Origin of the sequence: Kurthia massiliensis (genome assembly GCF_000285555.1) — a bacterium.
GTDB classification, from domain to species: domain Bacteria; phylum Bacillota; class Bacilli; order Bacillales_A; family Planococcaceae; genus Kurthia; species Kurthia massiliensis.
The window spans coordinates 304,860-324,034 of the sequence record NZ_HE610999.1; the positions used below are offsets into that span (position 1 = coordinate 304,860).

Annotated in this window: 20 protein-coding genes; 12 read left to right on the forward strand and 8 right to left on the reverse strand. The window is 37.3% G+C overall.

Going from position 1 to position 19,175, the window contains the following annotated elements:
• Positions 1 to 480 precede the first annotated feature (480 nt).
• From KMHG_RS17825 to KMHG_RS19115, 6 genes are all read left to right on the forward strand, one after another.
• Entirely contained in the window at positions 481 to 1,872 is a 1,392-nt protein-coding gene (locus KMHG_RS17825) for a cytochrome ubiquinol oxidase subunit I (protein WP_010289569.1), read from the forward strand.
• A complete protein-coding gene (gene cydB / locus KMHG_RS11185) occupies positions 1,872 to 2,873 on the forward strand; it encodes a cytochrome d ubiquinol oxidase subunit II (RefSeq protein WP_010289573.1) in 1,002 nt (333 codons plus the stop codon). Before KMHG_RS17825 ends, cydB begins: the two co-directional genes overlap by 1 nt.
• A gap of 20 nt (positions 2,874 to 2,893) precedes the next feature.
• Positions 2,894 to 4,591 carry a thiol reductant ABC exporter subunit CydD gene (gene cydD / locus KMHG_RS11190; RefSeq protein ID WP_044504682.1) on the forward strand — a complete coding sequence of 566 codons (1,698 nt, stop codon included), beginning with the start codon at positions 2,894 to 2,896 and terminating at the stop codon, positions 4,589 to 4,591.
• A complete protein-coding gene (cydC, locus tag KMHG_RS11195; protein WP_010289575.1) occupies positions 4,569 to 6,272 on the forward strand; it encodes a thiol reductant ABC exporter subunit CydC in 1,704 nt (567 codons plus the stop codon). Before cydD ends, cydC begins: the two co-directional genes overlap by 23 nt.
• A 240-nt stretch (positions 6,273 to 6,512) precedes the next feature.
• Entirely contained in the window at positions 6,513 to 7,148 is a 636-nt protein-coding gene (locus KMHG_RS11205; RefSeq protein WP_026022083.1) for a hypothetical protein, read from the forward strand.
• A gap of 4 nt (positions 7,149 to 7,152) precedes the next feature.
• Positions 7,153 to 7,329: a hypothetical protein gene (locus tag KMHG_RS19115; RefSeq protein WP_154647374.1), complete on the forward strand. Its 177-nt coding sequence runs from the start codon at positions 7,153 to 7,155 to the stop codon at positions 7,327 to 7,329.
• Between the two features lie 57 nt (positions 7,330 to 7,386).
• Here KMHG_RS19115 and KMHG_RS11215 read toward each other — a convergent pair whose 3' ends face one another.
• Together KMHG_RS11215 and KMHG_RS11220 are read right to left on the reverse strand one after the other, a co-directional pair.
• A complete protein-coding gene (locus tag KMHG_RS11215; RefSeq protein WP_010289577.1) occupies positions 7,387 to 7,716 on the reverse strand; it encodes an ArsR/SmtB family transcription factor in 330 nt (109 codons plus the stop codon).
• A gap of 114 nt (positions 7,717 to 7,830) precedes the next feature.
• Positions 7,831 to 8,478 carry a nitroreductase gene (locus tag KMHG_RS11220; protein ID WP_010289578.1) on the reverse strand — a complete coding sequence of 216 codons (648 nt, stop codon included), beginning with the start codon at positions 8,476 to 8,478 and terminating at the stop codon, positions 7,831 to 7,833.
• Between the two features lie 162 nt (positions 8,479 to 8,640).
• On the opposite strand from KMHG_RS11220, the gene KMHG_RS11225 reads away from it, so the two are divergent.
• From KMHG_RS11225 to KMHG_RS11250, 6 genes are all read left to right on the forward strand, one after another.
• Complete coding sequence (locus tag KMHG_RS11225) at positions 8,641 to 9,489, forward strand: alpha/beta fold hydrolase (protein WP_010289579.1); 849 nt, start codon at positions 8,641 to 8,643, stop codon at positions 9,487 to 9,489.
• On the forward strand, positions 9,486 to 9,845 hold the full coding sequence (locus KMHG_RS11230; protein WP_010289582.1) for a nuclear transport factor 2 family protein: 360 nt from the start codon (positions 9,486 to 9,488) through the stop codon (positions 9,843 to 9,845). Before KMHG_RS11225 ends, KMHG_RS11230 begins: the two co-directional genes overlap by 4 nt.
• On the forward strand, positions 9,842 to 10,378 hold the full coding sequence (locus KMHG_RS11235; RefSeq protein ID WP_010289585.1) for a GNAT family N-acetyltransferase: 537 nt from the start codon (positions 9,842 to 9,844) through the stop codon (positions 10,376 to 10,378). Before KMHG_RS11230 ends, KMHG_RS11235 begins: the two co-directional genes overlap by 4 nt.
• Positions 10,379 to 10,654: 276 nt before the next feature.
• The gene (locus KMHG_RS11240) at positions 10,655 to 11,797 is read left to right on the forward strand and encodes a hypothetical protein (RefSeq protein WP_010289587.1); all 1,143 of its coding nucleotides are present in this window, start codon (positions 10,655 to 10,657) and stop codon (positions 11,795 to 11,797) included.
• 11 nt (positions 11,798 to 11,808) lie between these two features.
• Positions 11,809 to 12,993, forward strand: coding sequence for a hypothetical protein (locus tag KMHG_RS11245; protein ID WP_010289588.1), 1,185 nt, complete (start codon positions 11,809 to 11,811; stop codon positions 12,991 to 12,993).
• Between the two features lie 100 nt (positions 12,994 to 13,093).
• Positions 13,094 to 14,260, forward strand: coding sequence for a hypothetical protein (locus KMHG_RS11250; RefSeq protein ID WP_010289589.1), 1,167 nt, complete (start codon positions 13,094 to 13,096; stop codon positions 14,258 to 14,260).
• A 254-nt stretch (positions 14,261 to 14,514) separates the two neighbouring features.
• Here KMHG_RS11250 and KMHG_RS19765 read toward each other — a convergent pair whose 3' ends face one another.
• From KMHG_RS19765 to KMHG_RS11275, 6 genes are all read right to left on the reverse strand, one after another.
• Positions 14,515 to 15,198 (reverse strand): MFS transporter, encoded by a 684-nt coding sequence (locus KMHG_RS19765; RefSeq protein ID WP_161601011.1) that lies wholly within the window; start codon positions 15,196 to 15,198, stop codon positions 14,515 to 14,517.
• A 42-nt stretch (positions 15,199 to 15,240) separates the two neighbouring features.
• On the reverse strand, positions 15,241 to 15,729 hold the full coding sequence (locus tag KMHG_RS19770; RefSeq protein ID WP_010289591.1) for an MFS transporter: 489 nt from the start codon (positions 15,727 to 15,729) through the stop codon (positions 15,241 to 15,243).
• Positions 15,726 to 15,917, reverse strand: coding sequence for a hypothetical protein (locus KMHG_RS19280; protein ID WP_161601012.1), 192 nt, complete (start codon positions 15,915 to 15,917; stop codon positions 15,726 to 15,728). The genes KMHG_RS19770 and KMHG_RS19280 overlap by 4 nt, the downstream gene beginning before the upstream one ends.
• A gap of 25 nt (positions 15,918 to 15,942) precedes the next feature.
• On the reverse strand, positions 15,943 to 17,013 hold the full coding sequence (locus tag KMHG_RS11265) for a helix-turn-helix domain-containing protein (protein WP_010289594.1): 1,071 nt from the start codon (positions 17,011 to 17,013) through the stop codon (positions 15,943 to 15,945).
• A gap of 198 nt (positions 17,014 to 17,211) precedes the next feature.
• On the reverse strand, positions 17,212 to 17,433 hold the full coding sequence (locus KMHG_RS11270) for a hypothetical protein (protein WP_010289595.1): 222 nt from the start codon (positions 17,431 to 17,433) through the stop codon (positions 17,212 to 17,214).
• 121 nt (positions 17,434 to 17,554) lie between these two features.
• Positions 17,555 to 19,072 carry a glycine betaine uptake BCCT transporter gene (locus KMHG_RS11275; protein WP_010289601.1) on the reverse strand — a complete coding sequence of 506 codons (1,518 nt, stop codon included), beginning with the start codon at positions 19,070 to 19,072 and terminating at the stop codon, positions 17,555 to 17,557.
• Between the last annotated feature and the right edge of the window lie 103 nt (positions 19,073 to 19,175).

Sequence of the window (19,175 nt, forward strand, 5' to 3'; positions counted from 1 at the left end):
TCATCAAAAAAATCCGAAAAATCAGAATTTTTAATGCGAATGATAGCGATTTTTCATGAAAAAGAATATTTCTATCTAAAAAATAGATTAATGGATAGACGTATTGAAAAGCAATAATGCTATTTATTTTTCAGCGACACATAAACAATGCTAAAAAATAAAAGTGGTATATTTCGAAAATATTTGACAGGTTTGAAACAGAAAAGTGAAATCTGTGTGTTTAAAAGTCGACAGCTTTGTGAGCGTGTCACACCACATTAACAATATGACAGCTTTTTTCGTGTTTTTAGTCATTTACTTACTCAGCATAAAATACTAAAGAACTATTTTATAACCATTTTCATTCAAAACAAACAGATAATTTATTTCACAAATCAGACGCTGTTTTGTGAATTTTTTTTGTTTTCTACGTCTTTTTTTCCTATGTTTCAGGCGTATACTGTGGGTGTGAAAAATAATTATATTAGAGGAGGATATGAAATGGACATGTTATTACTTGCGCGTACGCAATATGCTATCACCACTATTTTCCACTTTTTCTTCGTACCATTATCAATTGGTACAATCTTCATTGTCTCAATTTTTGAAACGATGTATTTATTTAAGAAAAATCCAGCATACTTACGCATGGCAAAATTTTGGGGCAAAGTATTTTTATTATCGTTCGCAATTGGTGTTGTAACAGGTATTTTACAAGAGTTTCAATTTGGGATGAACTGGTCCGAATATGCGAGATTTATGGGCGATGTATTCGGCGCACCACTTGCGGTAGAAGCACTACTAGCATTCTTCATGGAATCTACCTTTATTGGTATTTGGATGTTTGGTCGTGGCAAATTACCAGATTGGGTCATTACATTGTCAGCATGGCTCGTAACGCTTGGTACAACATTATCCGCATTATGGATTTTAGCAGCCAATTCATTTATGCAAGAGCCCGTCGGTTTTGAAATTCAAGATGGTAAAGCTGTATTGACAGATTTTATGGCACTTTTAACAAATCCCCAGTTGCTCGTTGAATTTCCACATACAATTTTCGGAGCACTTGGAACAGGTGCTTTTGTCGTTGGCGGTATTAGTGCTTACAATCTGATGAAGAAAAAAGAAATTCCTTTTTTCAGAGTATCATTTAATCTTTCTATGATCATTGCAATGATTGCATCTGTAGGAATTATGCTTTCAGGACATGAACAAGCAAAACATTTGATGGAATCACAACCAATGAAAATGGGTGCTTCTGAAGCGCTATGGGAAGACTCTGAAGACCCTGCAGCTTGGACAATTTTAGCAATTGGTGACCAAGATAAACAAGAAAACACATGGCAAATTGATGTACCTTATGCGCTGAGTTATTTAGCTTATGGTAAATTTAGCGGTTCTGTTGAAGGTATGAAAACACTTCAAACAAAATACGAAAAGTTATACGGTGAAGATGTAAATTACATACCACCTGTATGGCCCGTATTTTGGGGATTCCGTATTATGGCTGGAATTGGTGGCCTGATGCTAGTGTTATCTGCATTAGGGTTATGGTTTAATCGACGTGATATTACTATTAAAACATGGTATTTAAAGACGATGATTGTCTCCATTGCTGCACCATTCATCGCCAATACAGCGGGTTGGGTTATGACAGAAATTGGACGTCAACCATGGACTGTATTCGGCTATTATACGACAGCTCAATCTGTATCACCGAACGTATCATTCGGGCAGCTACTATTCTCAACGGTGTCATTCAGTGTTGCTTACATCATTTTGGCTATTATTATGATCATGATGGTTGCACGTGTAGCTAAACAAGGACCTAGCATCGTTGATACACCTACAGCAAAACATATCGATTTAATGGATAAGGAGGCGTTTAAATAATGGATTTACCCGTACTTTGGTTTACATTAATCGCCATACTTTTTACAGGTTTCTTCTTTTTAGAAGGGTTTGACTTCGGTGTGGGCATGTCCACACGACTCATTGCGAAAAATCAGCACGAAAGACACCAACTAATGTCTACAATTGGGCCATTTTGGGATGCAAATGAAGTTTGGCTTATTACAGCTGGCGGCGCATTATTCGCTGCATTTCCAAACTGGTATGCCACAATGTTTTCAGGATACTATACATTATTCGTCGTGTTTTTACTCGTTCTTATTGCACGTGGAGTAGCGATTGAATACAGTCATCATGCACAAACTGATAAAACAGTTAACTACTGGCATTGGCTTATTTTTATTAGCAGCGCACTTGCACCATTCTTACTAGGGGTGCTATTTACAAGTCTCGTACAAGGTATGCCAATCGACGCTGATATGCATTTATACGGCCAGTTCACAGATTATGTGAACCTATACTCTATCGTAGGCGGCGTATCTGTCATGCTATTATCACTCGTCCATGGTTTAACATTTATTGGAATACGTACAGAAGGAGACGTGCGTATTCGTGCTAAAAAATATTTAAGTAACCTATTCATTATTTTATTAGCTGGTGAAATCATTTTCGCTGCTTTAACGTATACGTCAACTGATTTCTTTACAGTTCGTCCTTTAGCAACACCGATCCTATTAACAATCACATTTGTATGTACGATTTTTGCTTGGCTATGGTCTACAAAAAAACGCGAACGTCTCGCATTCATCATGACAGGGATTGCCTTCACATCCGTTATTGTGATGTTATTCGTTGGATTATTCCCGCGTGTTATGATTAGCTCTATCGATCCTGCTTACAATTTAACGATTACAAATGCAGCATCTGGAGCCTACACACTGTCTGTCATGACGAAAGTTGCAGTAACTCTTTTACCGTTCGTATTAGGCTATCAAATTTGGAGCTACTATGTATTTAGAAAACGCATTCGTCCACTGAATTAAAAAAGAAATGAGGAATGGAAATGATGGCACGTGCATTATGGAAATTGCCAAATATTAAAACTACATCAATATGGTTAATCATTATTACTTTGTTGCAAGGAGGGCTAATAATTGGTCAATCAATTGCTCTTGCAACAGCCATTACACATATATTCCAACATCATGCCATCAATGATCAATGGCCATTCCTCACCGCCTTTTTTATTTGTTGGATGATGAGACAAGTATTAGTAACGATAGAAGAAACATATATGTTGCATTATGCAAAGAAAATACGCGTTACTTTGCGCAAAAAAGTGCTACAACACGCTTTTTCTATTGACCGCCAAACTCGTACTGGACAACTCGTAACGCTCGCTTTAGAAGGGGTTCGACAAGTAGAAACATACATTCAACTATTTTTACCAAAGTTTTTACACATGATGATTATACCGATTATAATTGTTAGCTATATATGGACAACAGACAAACGATCGGCCGTTGTACTTGTCATCGTTATTCCTATTTTAATATTCTTCCTGGCATTATTGGGCCTTGCTGCTAAGACGATGGCTGATAAGCAATATGATACGTATAAACAACTCTCTAATCATTTTGTTGATTCACTTCGTGGTATTGTCACCTTACGTGTACTTGGAAGAAGCCAGACGTATGACAAAAATATTCGTCGTGTGAGCGAAGCTTATCGTCAAGCGACAATGAAAACATTGCGTGTAGCTTTTCTGTCTACATTCTCGTTAGAATTTTTTACGAGTTTGTCTATTGCTATTGTCGCCCTTTTTCTCGGTCTAAGCTTATTGAACGGAGAAATTTCATTATTACCAGCACTTATCGTGTTAATTCTTGCACCTGATTATTTTAAACCGATTCGTCAATTTGGTACGGATTATCATGCTACATTAGATGGTAAAAATGCTTTTCAACTTATTGATACGCTTGATATAGCAGCACCTGTCGATCAGTTTATACCACAATGGTCATCTACAAGCACATTAACGTGTAATGATATTGGCGTCGCAGGAAGAAACAGCGCGCAATTTTCATTCCATGTAACAGGAAATCAGAAAATTGGCATCGTTGGCACATCTGGTGCAGGAAAATCAACTTTGTTATCACTCATTGGCGGATTTTTAAATAGTGATGGTACGATACTTGTTGATGGCCATCCTGTTGTTTTAACAAATAAAAACTGGCAATCTCAATTGTATTACATGCCTCAACATCCATATATATTTCATGATACGTTGCGTCATAATATCGCTTTGTATGCGCCTGATGCAACCGATGAACAAATACGAATCGCTTGTGAAAAAGCGGGTTTGGATGAGTTTATTACACAATTACCAAATGGCTTAGATGAAATGATTGGTGAAAAAGGTAGACTATTTAGTGGTGGACAAGAACAACGTATTGCCCTTGCCCGCACACTGTTAAAGCCCAGATCTATTTTATTATTAGACGAGCCAACTGCACATCTAGATATTGAAACAGAATTAAACTTAAAAATGCATATGTTACCGTTATTCGAACAACGACTCGTTTTTTTTGCGACACACCGTCTACATTGGATGAAAGAAATGGACTGGTTACTATTTATTGAAAACGGACGTATTGTAGAACAAGGAACACACGAGCAACTAATGGCACAAAAAGGTGCTTATGCCCGCATGGTTGCCGCACAGGGAGGAATCCGAAATGAACAATCAGATAAAATATGATGTTAAACCACACCGAAAAATGATGGTAGCATCCATTATATTCGGTGTAGGGGCAATGATAGCATCAGCAGCATTGCTATTTACATCAGGTTATTTAATTGTTAAATCTTCTATTCGCCCTGAAAACATATTACTCGTCTATGTACCAATTGTTTTAGTACGCGCATTCGGTATTTCTCGACCTGTTTTACAATATTTGCAACAGTTAACGAGTCATTCATTTGTTTTGACAATGCTTTCCACGATGCGTGTTCAATTATTCCAATCATTAGAACGCCAAGCTTATACATTAAAAGAACGATATGGCATTGGTGATTTGTTAGGACTACTTGCTGACGATATAGAACATTTACAAAATTATTATTTAAAGACGATTTTTCCGGTTGTCAGCGCAATCGTTTTATATAGTATATCGGTCATCACACTTGGGTTCTTTCATATCGGCTATGCCGTACTTATCGCTATTTTACTTGGTTTACTCATCTTTGTACTTCCATACATTTCACTAAGAGCGAATCGCCAATCTATGCGAAGACAAAAAGTGATGCAACAATGTTTATATGAAGATGTTACAGATAGCATTATGGGCGCATATGACTGGCAACTAAGCGGACGTACAGAAGAAAAAATGACACAAATTGAACAACGATCACAACAATATGACGCATTTGAAAAACAAATACAAAAACGCAATCACCGCCATCAACTAATTTTTCAGTTCGTCGCTGCTTTGACAATAATCACAATGTTATATTTTGTAGCACAGGCAACGTCGTCAGGCACATTCTCACATTTATGGGTTGCAGCCTTTACACTTGTACTATTACCAATCATTGAAGCTTTTTTTCCATTAAATGATGCAATGAGCCATTTACCAACTTATGAAGCGTCACTTGAGCAATTGAAGCGTGTGGATGTCGAACAACAACATATGCCGGTTAGTACATTACCAATGGCGCCATTAAAGGTTGAACTAAAAGATGTATCTTTTCAATATCATCAAAAAGACGTACTATCAAACGTAAACATATGTTTGTCTCCTGGACAACATGTAGCGCTTATTGGAAAAAGTGGTGCCGGCAAAAGTACAATTGGTAAGCTGCTATTAGGTGCTTACGTTCCAACAAATGGGGAAGTAACAATCAACGGTATACAAACAGCTTCTATTACGAACCAATTGTCAAAAATCGTAGGTGTGTTAGAACAAAAGCCATATTTGTTTGATACAAGCATTTTGAACAACATTCGTCTTGGTCATATAGACGCTACAGATGCAGAAGTTATTGAAGCTGCTAAACAAGCTCAATTACACGATTTTATTATGTCTCTACCAGCAGGGTATGAAACAAATGTTGGGGAACTTGGGGATCGGTTTTCTGGAGGAGAACGTCAACGAATTGCTCTTGCACGAATTATTTTACAAAAGACACCTATTGTTTTATTAGATGAGCCAACTGTTGGATTAGATCCATTGACAGAACGCGCCTTAATTAAAACGTTATTAGACGCACTCCAAGATAAAACTGTCATTTGGATTACTCATCATTTATCGTTAATGCCAGAACTTGATGTAGTTTATTTTTTAGAAAATGGTCGCATTCGAACATACGGTTCACATAAGAAATTAATGAAAACAGATGCTTATTATCGTCAACTATATAAAGCTGAAAATCTATATTGATTGAACTACCCCCACTTAGCCGTTTTTTGAACGTGCTTGAAGTGGGGGTAGTTCAATTTATTACATTTATGAAACTTTTTGATCTTTAACGCCGTATATGAATAAAAGGAGGGATAACATATGCCACAACAAAAGATGGATTTGTATGAAAAAGTTGAACAATCTTGGTTGTTTGTAAGTACGATTCGTGCGATGCGAAAAATTATGAGTCACTATTTCAACTAGAAATGACGTCATCATTTGTCTTATATAATTGGCTGTTTACATGCACATCACGCAAATATTTCTTATATTGATCGTACTTTACGTGATGACATACAGTATATGCACTTCGTCGATCCGGGGTTTATACACCAAATTAATACGTTAACACCTACAGAAGCCGTGCAGCATGTACAAACACAGTTAAGATGGATTGCACAATGTGGCGTTGATGCAATATTGATGACTTGTACAAATATGATTGCGTGCTGTCCTCATTCTTCTGTACTATCGATTCCAATCATTAAAGTAGACGAACCGTTTTTTGAAGCGATCTGTCAGAAAAATCATCCTCAAACATTACTATTTACAAACCCCGCTACGATAGATGGAATGATGGCTAGATTACATGCCTATTCGGCGGAACATCAACAGCGTATACATATCAAGCCATTTATCATTCCGCATACGTTTGACCTCATTATGAACGACGACAAAATGGCTTACGATGCAGCCATTAAACAATTTTTACAAACGATGAATTTTGCAGCCGAGACAGTTTCCGTTGCACAACTACCAATGGTGGATACGGCAACAGCTTACTGCGCAAACATATTACACCCACTGTTACATATCGGCGAGGCAATAGCACAACAGTTATCGGTAAAGGAGTGAACTTATGAAACTCGGCCATTTTATCTTCGTTAGCTTTTTGATGATCTGTGGCATCTTCTTATTAGCGTTTACTTTTGATACGACTTGGAAAACAATCGTCACTAATTTTATCGGAATGTTTATCATTTGGGGCGGTATTTTTTACTTTATTCGCCTTTCAAAGCGTTCGCGCAATCAATAGCTACGCAAAAAAGCGGGGAACATATAACGTTCCTCGCTTTTCCTTTTATTTATTTTTCTACATATCTTGCGAGATATATTGACTAATTTGTTGAATTTTTTCTTCATTTCTTCGGTAATATGTCCACTTACCGAGTCTTGTCGGAATCAACAATCCAGCTTTTGCCATCAATGCTAAATATTGCGACATCGTCGATTGATTCATATCAATTTTTTCAGTAATTTGCCCGACGCAAACACCTACTTCTGATGGCTTCGCTTCTGGAAATTTCGTATTTTCACAACCAAAATGTACTTCCGGCTCTTTTAACAGTTTTAATATTTTGACGCGCGTTTCATTCGCTAATGCTTTAAAAACGTCGATCATTTCTAAATCGATTGACTCCATAATTTGCTCCTTTCGTACATGACAATATATACGTACTTTTATTATCCACTACATATTGCAATATTTCAATGTATACAAAAAAAGCCTCTTTCTTATATTGAAAAAGGCTTTGACTTAATCTTTTAATTGTAAAACATCGTCTAAATCTGTACGAGACATAACAAGTGTGCTTAACGGTTTATTCGGTGTCGGATAACCGACTGCGATACCCATCATAATAGACTCATCTTCTGAGATGTCAAAGTGTGCGCGAATTTCATCAGGATAGCGGACAATTTCATACGCCGGTACAGCTCCTAACCCATAATGACAAGCCGATAGTAAAATACCATAACCGAATGCACCAACATCATACGCTGAATAGAGCGTCGCATTTTTTGGTACTGTTATATAAATAATGGCTGGTGCATTAAATAGTACCGCGTTTTGTGCGATTAAATCTTGAATACCTGCATCGCCAATCAACATTTCCGTTTCTTTCATATAATTGGCAACGTTATTTTTCGGATACGCTGTCCATTCACGGGGCGGCTCAATTTCTGTATAGCTTCGTGTATGTGCTGCAACTTTTTCCGCATGTATACGGCGAATGCTTTTTAACGTATCACCAGTTGCGATATAGGCTTTCCACGGTTGACTATTTTCATAAGAAGGCGCGCGCTGTGCGTCTGCAATAATTTGTTTTAATAGAGATGGATCGATTGGTTGCTCGGTAAAGTCACGAATTGATCGACGTTGGTGCAAAAGATTTGTGTTACTCATCGTTTATATCCTCCTAAATTTACATATTGCAATATCTCAATATGTTATAGTGTTTATTATATTGATAATTACCAATATGTCAATATGTTATTTCCTATTCATTTTTTCAGCGTATAATAAAAATTATTAGAATATTGAAACTTTTAAAAGGACGTGGCTATGATGTGGCAACAACAATTCGTTCAAACAAAGCGTGGAGTATTTGAAATATTTGTGGCTGGAGAAGGGGAACCACTCTGTGTGACGCACCTGTACAGTGCGTTTAATGCAAATGGAAATCATTTTGCGAACATGTTCGTCCCATTTTTCAAAGTATATTTAGTGAATTTACGTGGTTGTGGCAATTCAACAGACGACACGACCGTTTATGAATACAGCATGAATCATACTGTAGCAGATTTAGAGGCGATTCGCGCAGCATTGCAACTCGATGAATGGGCATTCGCAGGCCATTCAACAGGCGGCATGTTGGCACTTTCATATGCCGTTCAGGCACCTGCACATCTATCATTTATCGTCGGTGGGGGCTTATGTGCTTCTCGTGACTATATGTACGACCCGGCGAGCATCTATTGCAGAGAAAATCCACATAACGCCCGTCTGAAAGAGATTTTTGCGTTGTTGAAAGATCCGACAGCAACGTTAGCGCAACGACAAGCTGTTTCAAAAGAATGGATGTACATGTCGCTCTATCAAGAAAGTAGCTATGTGAAACTCATACAACAACCAAATAGCGGTAAAACAGTCGGGAAGCGATTAGATTATTTTTCTTATGAGGAGCTACCTACATTTGATTTACGACCACAATTGCCAACTGTTGAAACGAAAGCCTATATTTACGGGGGCGTTCATGACGCGCAATGTCCGTATACTTATGCGGTAGAAGCGGCGCATTTATTGCCAAATGCGACATTGACGACGTTTCATAAAAGCAACCATTTCCCATTTGATGAAGAACCGGATGCTTTTGCGCAATTCGTGCAGACAATTGGATTAGAGGTAAAGCGATGACATTAAAAAAAACATTGCACTGTTTAGAAAAACAGTTGATGCATTACCGACTACAAGACTTTGAGGAGCGATTGTCACCAGACTTTAGAGAATTTGGGACGAGTGGCACTGTCTACGATAAAGCGTCTATATTGCAGCTTGTGACAGAACAAGGTATCGCAAACATCCCATTTGAAATCTCAAATTTCCACGTCGCGTCCTTATCAGACACGACTGCACACGTAACGTATGAAACTACATCACTTATTGACGGGACTATCTCGCTTAGAAGTTCAATTTGGCGCTATGAACGAGATAGATGGCAGTTATATTTTCATCAAGGTACACGCACTTTTACAGAGGGGGAACAAAAATGATACTAGAAACAGCAAGATTAATTTTAAAGCCATATGAAAAAGCTTTTGCGGACGATATTTTTCAAGTCGTTAAACGAAAAGAAATTGCAGATACGATGATCATGATCCCTCATCCATATCCACGTGAAGTCGTTGACGAGTGGATCGACTACTTACAACAAAGTTTTGAAGAAGGTTCAGCGTATGAATTTGCTGTATTTTTAAAAGAAAATAACCGCTACATTGGCAATTGTGGCTTAGTCGCTTTTTCTAAAGTACATAAACATGCGGAAGTTGGGTATTTCATCGATGTTGACGAGTGGGGGAAAGGATATGCGACAGAAGCTTGTCGGAAAATCATCGACTACGGTTTTCAACACCATCAATTAAATCGCATTTATAGTCGCTGTATGGTGAGAAATGCCGCTTCTCGTAAAGTAATGGAGAAGTCTGGCATGACATTTGAAGGGCGTCATCGTCAGCAGTTTTTAAAAGATGGGGTATATGAAGATATGGATTACTTCGCTATTTTAGCCGAAGATTATCATCGATAAAAATTCCTTTTAAATGTAGAAGGTACACCATTTTCATCATAATGTTAACGACCTCAGAGCGATAAACGTTCTGGGGTTTTTATATGACGTAAAATATACGAAAGACTCAATAAAAGTCACATAAAAAACATGCAAAAGAACTTAAATTTTTTCTATATATAATCTATTAGGATTAGATAGAAAGGAAAATAACAGGTATTTTTACATTTTTTACACACTAGCTATTTAAAGTGATTTCTTTTACACGATAATAGAGAAGGAAATGGAGGAATTGACATGTTATTAAAACGTTCATCATTGTTAGCAACTGCTATGCTTAGCGGGTTACTTGTTACATCATCTATTGTAGAAGTACCAGGTCTATCAGAACAGTCAGCGCAAGCAGCGAGCTATAGCTCATATGAAAAAAATGTATTTAACCGTGTGAAAAACAAAACGAACTACGTGTATCAAGGAACAACTCTATCTGGCGACCGTTTCTCTCGCTACTTAGAGTATCAAGTAATTGACGGTAAAACGAAAATTAACTTAAGCAATTACGCTAAACTTAACCGTACTTATGTAAACGTCAACAATACGAAAAAAGCGATTGCTACGATTATGGAAAAGCCGCTTTATAAAGGCATCGTTAAAACGGCGACTGTGAAAAAATCAGGAGGTCAATATTATTTAAAGCTTACATATGCGTTTAAAAGTACAGAACTCAAAAAATTCGTCAAATATGTTAGCACAGAAATTGACACGCGTACGAAAGGCTATGCGAGCGTACTGATCAATATGCAACGGAAAAAACGCGATACGGACAATTACACAGCGTATAAAAAATTTGATCGTACTGTAGTTGATTTTTTAGGAACGAAAGCAGCGAAAAAAACAGTGCTTTACTATTTGTTCAGTGACGGTGAAGCTGATACACTTGCTTATAATTTATACGCAAAAGAAGTCGGTGCGCGTAATCAATTTGCTGTTACAGTTGACGCTAAAAAACGATACGTAACAGCTACTATCAATAAAAAAACGTATGTATTTGATGCGAAAACATATGCAATGATTCCGAGAAATACGCCTGAATTTGGCTTTATGCCGCTTCAAATGTATACACTCATGCAACAAGGAAAAGAATTACCAAAAAACTTAACTGTATACGGTGGTCAGTCTCCTAAAAACTATCCAGATATTTTTAAAGCATTAAGTGAAGCTTTAAATTCGGCAAGTGATGGAGAAGTCGGATCCATTAGTGCGCATATTGTGACGACTAAAACAATTCGTACTATTTTTAAAGAACTAGGGTATGATACTGCGGAAGAAATTGAAGCAGTACTTCAAAAAAATTTTTCATCTACAGATGATTTTTATTTTGATTTAGACGGATATTTCATCTATGTGCGTACATATGATGATGATCCAGAACTGGTATAAGGAGTGAGACGATGAGAAAAATATTTGGAACAACATTTGTATCAGCTAGTTTATTGTTATCAACAGCCTCATTCGCATATGCAGAAGAGACAGCGAATGACATTCCTGTATCGACAGAAGAGACAGTCACGTCTACAGCACCAACAGATGATACGGTAGAACATACAACTGTCAATGAAGTACCAACTTCTGATAGTACAGATGACGTAACAGCACTAGAACCGAGTGAAAACGAAGAAACGGTAGAAGCACCAATACTTATGCCAACAGCCGCATATGAAGAAGAAGCGTATAATGCAATAAAAGGCAATAAAACATTTACACATCATGGCTTAACAGTGACAGATAAAGATATGTTTAGTCGCTACGTGAAATATCATCTGTTAGACGGCTATAATGAAATTAATGTGAGTCATTACTCGCAGCTTGCGCCTACAGGGATTGGTAGAACGAAAGCTTATAAAGTAGGTAGAGCCATTTTTAATGATCCATTATTTAATAAGTATTTCTATGACACAGACCGCCTTACACGAGGTGGCGACCTGATTTTATCATTATCTACAACTATTCCCCAAGCTGAACGAAAAGCTTATTATGAAACGCTAGCTCATACAATCGAGCACTACGTAAGTTTAATTAACGAACATACAACCGCTAAAGCACAAATACGCTTCCTTTATGATTTCGTTCGCGAAGAAGAAACAGTAGACATGGAAGCATTAGACTTAGCGATTGCTGCCTCTAACTTTAAAGGGACACAACTTAAAAATGACTATAATCAAAAGCCGATCAGCGGGATATACGCCATTACATTAAATGGTCATCAATATGTGACGAATTTATCTGCATCAACATTTACGAAAGAGGCAGATTTGTATTATTTATTACCACTGCATGATTATGAACAAGCTGAAAAATATCAACCACTCTCTAATGTAAAACGTGATTTATTACCAAGCGATCCATTTTACAAAGAAAATCGTATCGTAAAAGTTTCGAAATTCACGAAAACGTTGAAAAAGTTCGGTAAAGATGTTACAGACCAAAAAGTCGTGTATTTCTTATTAGAAGAAGATTTAACGTTAGGATCAGGCAGAATGTATAAAGCGCAAGAGACATTGAAGGATCGACTAAATTTACAAGACGTAAAAATTGAAAAACAAGGTATTTATTTAAAAGTAACTTACACAAAATAACGATAAAAATGTCCAGTTTCATGGGCATTTTTTTATCGCGAAAATAAATGTTGTATTCATTTCGTCGATAACAAGCATAATAATTAAAAGGAGTATATATATGCAGACAAAAACGATGATACAATTGACGACCGCATCTGCTGTTGCTATAACGAGATTATTATCAACCCAAAATGTTTATGCAGAAGAAGTAAGCAGTGAAGCAACCACGATTTTTGAATTAACAAAACCGACGACTATTCAAACGTCAGAAGGCATTACGATTACTGGGGCTACACATTTAGAGCGTTGGCTAAAATATCGTATGCTTCAAGGTGATCAAAATATCCATTTAGCCGACTATTACGTATTAGCTGGTGAAGCATATAACGGCACCCAATTTTATCGGGATTATGATAAAGCGATGCAACAGCCTGAACTACAAGGTATTTTTCCAGAAGATAGTTATATACAAGACCAAGAGAAATCATACGATGGCTATCCTATTTTCACACCACAGTATTATTACGATGCGGAAACGTTGAAAGCAAATTTAAAAGCGATGCGTACGTTTGTAACGCATGAAGCTAAACGTGTGAAAACGTATAAAACAGAAGCGGGACGCGTCAAAGCTGCTTATGACATTGCACGAAACTTTAAAATACATCCATATCAAAAGGGCATATCAGAAAAAATAGCACCCGATCGCCAAAGCTATTTATTTACGCTACGTACTGGAGAAATAACCGGTAGAAGCGGCGTGGCAACACTCGTATACCTTGTTATGAAAGAAGCGGGAATTGATGCGCATTTAAGTTTAAACAAAATAGATGAATATACGTATCCATATTATGACGATATTCGCGTTGTCATTAACAACAAAGATTACTACGTCAATCCTTCTCGCGCAGTTAGCGCCAAAAATGATGCAAATATTTGGGGTGGCTATTTACTGATGAGTGAGATGGACCATGTCACGATGACAGGCCTCGGAAATGATATCGATGGAGACCCAAAAAAGCTACGTTCAAAATTAGAGTTTTACAACAAGAAGAAACAAATTTTAGACGGTGATATTATTCCTGCATTAAGTAAGTATTTAATAAAACATAATGCTTTAACGAAAGGGTCACATCAATATGTTTTCCGTGTTGATAACCACGTCGTCTTTGCACAAAACTTAACACCAACGAAATTAAAGAGACAATTAGCGAAGCGCTATCCAAAGATGAAAAACATTCGTATCCAATTAGATCCCAATTATATGAAGGTATCTTATAAAATATAATCACAAAAGCACGCATCTCATAAAGACGCGTGCTTTTTACGTTTTCAAATACAGATTTATTTTCAATTTTAATCATATATATAAATTAACTTTAGTAAACCTTTTTATTTATCTTTAAGTTAACTAGGTTAATTAAAGATAACTTTAATATATGTAAAGACTTTTATGATTATATTTTTGTCATTTTTGCTAATTCTCATAATAGATAGTTACGCGTATTAGCAAAATGTTTCTAAAATACATAATCAAAGCGCTTAATGATGGTCAAAAAAGGTAGAAAGCGATGTTGCCGTCTTTGGCGTGATTTTCATACAAATCAACCAAATGGCTAAACAGACCGCTAAACCTGCACAAATGGCAACTGTTGCTTGTAGTGACCACCATTGTGCGAATAACCCAATGAGTGCCGTTAACAGTACTTGGAGTACGCTTTGCATCATAAGCAACATACTCGTCGTACGACCAACCAACTTTGGTGCAATGGCACGTTGATAAAGCGTATCGAATCCTGCATTGCTGAAAGCCATGAAAAAGCCAAGTGTCACAAAGCAAATAACCGCGAACCAATAACGATCCGCCATATAAAACCCAAAATAACTCACCATCGTTAAAAAGAAGCCGATTTTCACATAGCGTTCTGCGCTCATTTTTTTCGAAAATAGCGTCGCACATATGCCTCCAACGACCGCTCCGATACCCGCAATTGTGACCGTTACGCCATATAAACTTTCAGAAATCGATAAATGCGTAAATAGAAACGTCATTTCTTGTGAATCAAGCGCATAAGCCATCATTAAAGCAATTGAATAAATGATCACAAATCGCGTGAAGTGTCCTTGCTGACGTGCATAGGTCCACGTTAATACATAATCTGCTTTTAACGTCTGCCACGTTACCCTTTCTGATGAAATTATCTGGAATGGGTCTTTTGACAACAAGCTTAGTAAGGCTGCGCATAAAAAGAACGTGAATCCATTGATTCAAATGACAATGCTTGGCGAAAATACGATCAGCAATGCCCCAGCAAGCGCTGGTCCGACCATGAAAGCACCTGCATTCAACGTCGCATATAGCGCATTAAAACGTTGTTTGCGCTCCTCTACGACGTGTACTTTGATTAAATACGTACTACTTGGACTAAAAAAGCTCGTCGCAACGTTCGTTAAAGCGATTAATACATATACGAGCCACAATTCATGTGCAAACGGCATGAAGCATACGAGGATACCCCGTATACAATCCGTGACGACGACAATTTGCTTTTTCGACCACCGATCAATGTACGACCCCGCAAAGCTATTACAAATGATCCGGACAATCGGACCAATCATATACACCCCCGCAACCGCAGCTGGTGAATGTGTCATCTGCCAAATGAGCACATTGAGCGCAATTAAATATAACCAATTACCAAGTTGCGACACACCAAGACCGCCTAATAAATACATTTCATTCCTTGTCCACGTCATACATCACCCTCCTCACTGTTCGTTAAACGCATTTGTTCACTCGTTTCAAATAGCAATTTATACAGTGCAGCTGCACGTTTATATTGATTCAAATCTTCATACACTTGAACGACAAGAGGACCATATGACAAGATGAGTTCAATATGACGCGCTTCCTCAAAATAACGGAAAGCCTGTTTTTCAAACACGATAAATGACTCCATATCCCCCGCTTCATATAACAACGCGACACCTTTCATCAAACGGTATTGCATATATAAATGCGTACCTTCTTGAAGCGCTAATGTTTCTAACGTCGCCATATTTTTTTAAAAAACGTGTCTTTTCCTGACCGAACAGCAACGCACGTGTGTAATTAATAAATGTATGTGTATCATGTCCGTAAGCAAGTGCCTGTTCATAATAATAAATTGCATTAATGTAATGCCGATCAGACTCATACGCAAATGCTAAATTGTTATAAATAGATTGCCACTGTTCATCTGTTGCAATCGACGGTACGTGCGTTAATAAATCAATCGCTGCGTGATATTCCGTTAACGCCGCTTCTACTTGTCCGACACTATTTAAAATCACACCATACATCGAATAGAGCTTCAGTTGAAACAACGGTTTATATTGATGTTTAAACAACTGAATTGCTTCTTCGATATAATGCTTTGCACTCGTAAAACGATAAGCGCGATGACTCGCAAATGCCAAATGATATACGTAATTCGCCCGTTCGAACGATGGACTTTTCGTTAAATACATACGGCTATTCGTCGTTTCTTCTCGCGTTAAAATCGCTTCATACTTCCCTGCCATTAACTCTTCATACGCTTTTACCGCTACGAATAACTGCCACTCTCTTGATCGATTCGGAATCAATAACGTTTCAATCGACGCCAAAATAGCAGCTCCTTGCTCATAACGATTCGTGCTCAATAAATAACGGCTATACACCAAATCAACTTGCAACTGAATGCTCGGTAATGTGCGATGTGTGTATAGCATATGTAAGGCGTTTACTTCTGCTAGCGTCATTTCCTCATTTGATAATAACTTATCGTATATATGGGTTAACCATACTTCTTGCTTTTCAGCTTCTTCCATATACGTATCAAAATTCATTTTTAAACGTTCAAACAACATATTATAAATCGTCTTATCTGCTTGGACGAGCCCATTTTCAATACGGCTTAAATACGAGGTTGTACAAATACCGATTGCCAATGCATCTTGTTTCATTTGATTATGTTGTCTAAAAAATTTAATCGTTTGTCCTAATTTTTGTGGATCCAACTTCATCACCTCTATATACATCATAACAAAATCTGACATGCATATATTGTGTAAGCCATTCCCTATAAGCTCAGTTAGCTATTATAAAATGAGATGACTTACACAAAAGAAGCCCGGTACAAGACCAAGCAAAGGCATGATATTTAACTGTTTTTCGCCAACATTTTACCGTATGTATGTCCCGATAATATTGATAAATTACGCTGAGCGACGTACCAAGCGAAGAACGACGATCACCCACATTGCTAAAATAAACACAATCATTGGTGTAAAAAGCATATCCCACTCCCAATTACGCCATAAACTTAACGCAAAAAGGAACGTTAAAAGTGTGGGAATGGCGAATAAGCCTATCTTAGACTGCGTTTTCAATTGAAAAATAACGAGACCGATGGCGATGATGATTAATGCATATAGCATGTAGCTCTCTCCTAAAATTTTGATTTATTACTAGTCTATATAAATTGTATATAAATGGCAATCTATGCAACAAAAAACGGTTTAAAAAAGACGATAGTGTCTTTTTTAAACCGTTTATCATTTATTTTTCTTGTTTTTTCAACTTTGGTCGAATGTAAAGTTGATATTTTCTGCGCTCGTCCATTAATGACTTATACAACGCCCATATCATCAATAAAATAATCATCGAAAATGGGAAAGCAACGATAATGGCGGCGTTTTGTAAAGCTGTGAGTCCACCAGAAAATAATAAACTAGCAGCAATGCCCGATGTTAATAACCCCCACAATAACTTCACTTGGAAAGGTGGATTTAATGAACCGTTCGTTGTTTGCATCCCTAGCACGAATGTAGCTGAATCGGCAGAAGTAATGAAGAAGAAGGCGACGAGTACAATCGTAATGCACGATAATATAAAGCTCATCGGAAGTTCATTAAATACGCCAAATAGTAGTTGCTCAGTAGGAAGCTCGGCAATTGACGGTTGCTGTTGATAGGCATCGATAGCTGTCACACCAAACGTAGCGAACCAAATAAAGCTCACGCATGTCGGTACTAATATGACGCCCAATAAAAATTCACGAATTGTTCGTCCTTTTGAAATTCTCGCAATGAAGATCCCTACAAATGGTGCCCAAGACATCCACCACGCCCAGTAAAAGATCGTCCAACTATCCACCCAGGCTCTAGCACCATCTGGACCAGGTTCTGTACGTAAACTCATTTGAACAATATTTTGAATATAACCACCGATAGCTGATGTCATCGTATTTAAAATATTTACACTTGGGCCAATGATAAAGGTTAGGATTAATAACACTAACGCGATATATAAATTCCAATTACTCAAAATTTGAATACCTTTATCTAACCCTGTAGAGGCAGAAATTAAAAACAACACTGTAACAAAACCGATAATCAAAAGTTGAATGAAAAAGCTATTCGGTATATCAAATAAGAAAGATAAACCGCCATTAATTTGTTGTGCACCTAACCCTAAAGTTGTAGCCACACCGATAACAGTTGCGAAAACAGCAATGATATCTACAAGATGACCGAGAGCTCCTTTTGATTTTTCTCCGATAATTGGATAGAGCGTAGAACTAATTAATCCTGGCGCACCTTTACGGAATTGTGCATAAGCTAATGCAAGTGCGACAATTGCATAAATCGCCCAAGCAGAAATGCCCCAATGGAAAAATGTATATCTAAAAGCGTCTTTTAGCGCTTGTTGAGACCCTTCTGGCGCGAGTGGTGCATCAATCGCAAAGTGAGATAGCGGTTCTGCAGCGCCCCAGAAAACGAGGCCAATCCCCATACCTGCACTAAATAACATCGCAAACCATGATCGGTTACTATATTTTGGTCGATCTGTCGATTTACCAAGTCTAATAGAGCCAACCGGACTTAAAATTAAAAAGAGACAGAATGCGACAATCAATGCGACGACTAATAAATAGTACCAACCAAAATTTGTCGTAAGCCATTGTTGAATATGACTTGTTAATTTTTCTAAACTTTGTGGGGCTATTACACCAAATAATGCAGAAAAAATTGTTAATATGCCTGAACCCCAAAATACAATACTCATTTTTTTCATCATATACCTCCCTATGACTTATATTTCCTTACAAAATTAAATTATAACACTTTTAACAAATTATAACTTTTAATAAAAAAATAAAAACACATACCAATCGTAT